The sequence below is a fragment of the Wolbachia endosymbiont of Atemnus politus genome, assembly GCF_013309895.1.
The window spans coordinates 1-4,243 of sequence record NZ_JAAXCS010000107.1; the positions used below are offsets into that span (position 1 = coordinate 1).

At 37.4% G+C, this 4,243-nt stretch carries 3 protein-coding genes; 1 reads left to right on the forward strand and 2 read right to left on the reverse strand.

Translation table 11 applies throughout. From position 1 onward, the window contains the following. Positions 1-2,465, forward strand: a 2,465-nt coding sequence (locus HET73_RS06165; RefSeq protein WP_174134192.1) for a 2-oxoglutarate dehydrogenase E1 component, incomplete at its 5' end; no start/stop codon positions are given. On the opposite strand, the gene HET73_RS06170 is transcribed toward HET73_RS06165, so the two are convergent. Together HET73_RS06170 and HET73_RS06175 are read right to left on the reverse strand one after the other, a co-directional pair. After that, complete coding sequence (locus HET73_RS06170) at positions 2,462-3,061, reverse strand: TIGR02217 family protein (protein WP_174134193.1); 600 nt, start codon at positions 3,059-3,061, stop codon at positions 2,462-2,464. The genes HET73_RS06165 and HET73_RS06170 overlap by 4 nt on opposite strands. A 186-nt stretch (positions 3,062-3,247) precedes the next feature. Next, positions 3,248-4,006, reverse strand: a complete 759-nt coding sequence (locus HET73_RS06175) for a DsbA family protein (RefSeq protein ID WP_174134194.1) — start codon at positions 4,004-4,006, stop codon at positions 3,248-3,250. Positions 4,007-4,243: the final 237 nt, after the last annotated feature.

Genomic DNA, 4,243 nt, shown 5'->3' on the forward strand with positions numbered 1-4,243 from the left:
CAAATTTTTTCAGGTCTTATGGTCATTTTTTTGCAGACTTAAATCCATTATCACCAAGTGGAAATAAACAAATAGATTATCAGAAATACTCGAATCTCTCTCCTACGAGTGACACTAGAACCTACAGAGATATTTACTGCAAGAATATCGGCTTTGAATTTATGCATATCTCCTCTTATGAAGAGAGAATGTGGCTGCAAGAAAAAATTGAAAATCAAACCTATACGCTAAGTTTACAAGACAAAAAGGAAATCCTGAGGCACTTGATCGAATCTGAGATGTTTGAACAATTTCTGCATATGAAATTTCCTGGATATAAACGTTTTTCTATCGAAGGTGGAGAGTCAGCTATCGTTGCAATTGAGAGAATTATTAGTGATTCTGCAGCTTTTAGTATTGAAGAAATAGTCCTTGGCATGGCTCACCGCGGACGACTTAATGTTCTTACCAAAGTTATGGGGAAAGAATATGCGGCAATGCTGTCTGAATTTCAAGGCAATCTTGCATATCCAAGTGGTCTTGAGGTGTCTGGTGATGTTAAATATCACCTTGGTTATTCTTCTGATCGAGCACTTACAGGTGGTAAAAAAATACATTTAAGTTTATGCCCTAACCCATCTCACCTTGAAGCAGTAAACCCAGTGTTAGCTGGAAGGATGAAAGCAAAGCAAAGTATGAGATCTGCGCTTGGAATATCAATTCATGGTGATGCGGCTTTTATCGGCCAAGGAGTGGTTGCTGAAACTTTAACCTTAAGCAATATTGAAGGCTATAAGGTGGATGGCATTGTACACATTGTTATTAATAACCAAGTTGGTTTTACTGCTAATCCGTGTTGCGCACGATCCTCTTTTTATTGCACTAATGTAGCAAAATCAATAGAAACCCCAGTGTTTCATGTTAATGGAGATAACCCTGAGGCTGTGAGTTTTGTTGCGAGTTTGGCGATGGAATATAGGCAGAAATTTAAAAAGGATGTGGTGATTGATATAATATGCTACCGCAAATATGGCCATAATGAAGGCGATGAGCCGAATTTCACTCAGCCACTTATGTATAAGCTGATATCAAAACATAAAACTCCTGGAACATTGTATGAAGAGAAGTTGATCGCAGAGAAAGTATTAAGTAGTGATGAGGTAAATAAATTACGCAGTGAATTCAGGGCAAAATTGGATAAAAGTCTTGCTGAATCAGCAGCTTACATTCCAAAAAAAGCCGACTGGTTCGGTGGAGTGTGGTCAAAACTCAGGAGAGCAAAGTTGAACGATTTGAGCGAATACTACACAGATTCTGGTGTCTCACCAGATGAGCTGAAAAAGTTAGGTGTGCATATAAATAGCAATATTCCAAGCAGTTTTAATATCAACAATAAAGTTAGAAAAATACTCGATGGAAGAATAGACAGTATAAATTCCGGTCACGATATAGACTGGGCAACGGCAGAAAGCCTTGCGTTTGCATCGCTACTTGCAGAAGGAATAGGAGTGCGTTTATCAGGACAAGACTCTGGTCGTGGAACTTTCTCGCACCGTCATTCAAGGCTTGTTGATCAAGCAACGGAGGAAACGTTTATTCCGCTAAACAATATAAGTGAGAAGCAAGCTCACTTTGAAGTCATGGATAGCGCTCTATCTGAGTATGCTGTGATGGGCTTTGAATATGGATACAGTCTTGACTCTCCATATTCACTGGTGCTCTGGGAAGGGCAATTTGGTGATTTTGCAAATGGCGCGCAAATCATGATCGACCAGTTTATTGCATCGGCAGAAACAAAATGGTTGCGATCGAGCGGTCTAGTTTTATTGTTGCCTCATGGTTATGAAGGACAAGGACCTGAACATAGTTCTGCTCGTATAGAGAGATTTTTGCAACTCTGCGCAGAAGATAACATGCAGATAGTGAATTGCTCCACTCCGGCAAATTACTTTCATGTTTTACGCAGACAAATTCATCGAGATTTTCGTAAGCCTTTAGTGGTGTTTACACCTAAATCGCTACTGCGTCACAAAAGAGCAGTTTCTAACCTATCTGATTTTGAAGGAAAATTTCTCACGGTAATTCTAGAATATAGAACAGGTTTGGTTCCAAATGATAAAATACGTAAAGTTGTAATATGCAGTGGTAAAATTTATTACAACATAATCGAAATGCTTGAAGCACAAAAAATAAATGATATAGCAGTAATACGTTTGGAGCAATTCTATCCATTTCCTGCAGATAAATTAAGTAATGAACTTGAGAAGTACAAAAACGCTGAAATTGTATGGTGTCAGGAAGAACCGAAGAATATGGGGGGATGGTTCTTCGTCAACCCATTAATAGAAGAAGTATTATCTAGTCTAAACATTCAAGCGAAAAGGCCTAAGTGCATTGCAAGACCTGCTGCTGCATCTCCTGCATGTGGTTATGCTAGTGTTCACACTCAGCAACAAGAAGAGATTTTGAGGCGGGTAGTAAGCTAACTAAGTTTCACTTCCACCAACGGAATGTTATTCCAGCTATTACTGCCATAGTTATCAATAGAAGCGTTTAGATAATCTGTGTCAAAGCGTACGGGCACATCAAATTCAAAGCTTGCAGTGATTATTGCGCCTTTTGCTGGTGGTTTCATAAATATTATTTCTCCGTTTGAGTAATTTACTGAATATCCGCTCTCTTCTTTGTTATTTAAATAGATCTTTACTGTGCCCTGTACTGGCTTTTTAGTTATGCGCATGTGCTTATCTTTTCCACTGATATAAGTTTTAATCAGTTGAAAAGTTGTTTTTTTATCGTCTCCTATTCCGATTTCTTGGTTGGTGGCTGTAAAGTCTGACCAATCTTTGAAACGAAATCCTACTGCTTTACCTTTTCGTGCGTGAAAAAATGTTATTAATTCTTGTAGCTGCTCGTTTGATCTGATCCCATAAGCTATATTGTACCTGGCACGTGCACGAGACCAATTGATGTTGCGCTGTTCACAACCATTATGAGTTGTAACGACATCAGTGGAAAATTCCGGGCCTCCAGTGGAACCGTAAGATATATTTTCTGGAAATCTAATTTCTGTAAATGACATATGTCCTCCTGTGAAAGTAAAATTGAAGTAGTTTGGTTGAAGAGAAGGTGGTGAAGGTATTTCACATAATGTTATGAAAGTAACTGAAGGTAATATCTTAAGTTGCTATTGTTACTTATCATACCCATAATTACTATACTTAGGTTCACTTGTGCTGTCAAGCAAAAAAATAAAATTTTATGGCAATTAGCTTTGCTTGTGACTCAATTCATCTACTTTCTTGCGTAGTATATCCAAATCAGTTGCTCCTACAAACAGACTATCCCCAATTATTAGAAAAGGTGTACCACCTACTCCCAGCTCACTTACTAAAAGCTTGCTGTTGTTTATCATTTGCTCAATTTTATCTGCATTATCTTTCATGGAATTATTAAAGTCGTTCTCATTAATCCCTATACCTTTCACTATACCTAATATGTTTTCATCTGAAAATTCTCCCCTGTGATTTAAAGCAGCATAGTGGAAATCTAAATACTTGTCTTTATCGACAAAGTAGACAGCTAAAGCACTTCTTGCTGCCTTTAAAGAGTTGTTACCAAGTATTGGGGTATCCCTGAAGATGTACTTAACTTTACCATCATTGATCAACTGTTTTATATCATCTTTTATGGCTTTGCAATACCCACAAGAATAGTCAAAAAACCCTACAGCTATAACTCTGCTATTTTCATTTCCTGAATAAGGATAAGCAGAGTCGAATATTTCATTTTTGTACTGTAAAATTTTACCCTTAGTCGCGTTATTCCTAGCAGCGTAACTACTTTTAATTGATTCTTCCCGGAGAGTTTTTATAATCCTATCGAAATTTCTACTGATGTAATCATCTAATCTCTCGCCTATATAGTCATCGCTTAGGGTTTGACTGCGGTGTGAAAGCCAATTATTTATCACTGGCAAACTTGCTATTGCCAATATAAAAATCAATAAAAACGATATTCTATACATACACTTACTAAAGGACCTACGATATAAAATTTTTAGTATACATCACCTGTATATTAAAAGCAGCATTTAATGTTAATATATAAAAACATTTGTATCAAGTATAACTAATTTTGCCTAAAATGTGAACTTTATACGCAATAGACTTCTTGTATTATCTCCTATCATTCCAGCGCCTCCTCCTAGTCATCCCAGTGCTTCCTTCTCCTGTCATCCCAGCGCGTGACGCTGGGATCTCAT

Coding starts and splice junctions, on each gene's coding strand:
- HET73_RS06175 (WP_174134194.1), bottom strand. CDS start 4,006: ATGTATAGAATATCGTTTTTATTGATTTTTATATTGGCAATAGCAAGT.
- HET73_RS06170 (WP_174134193.1), bottom strand. CDS start 3,061: ATGTCATTTACAGAAATTAGATTTCCAGAAAATATATCTTACGGTTCC.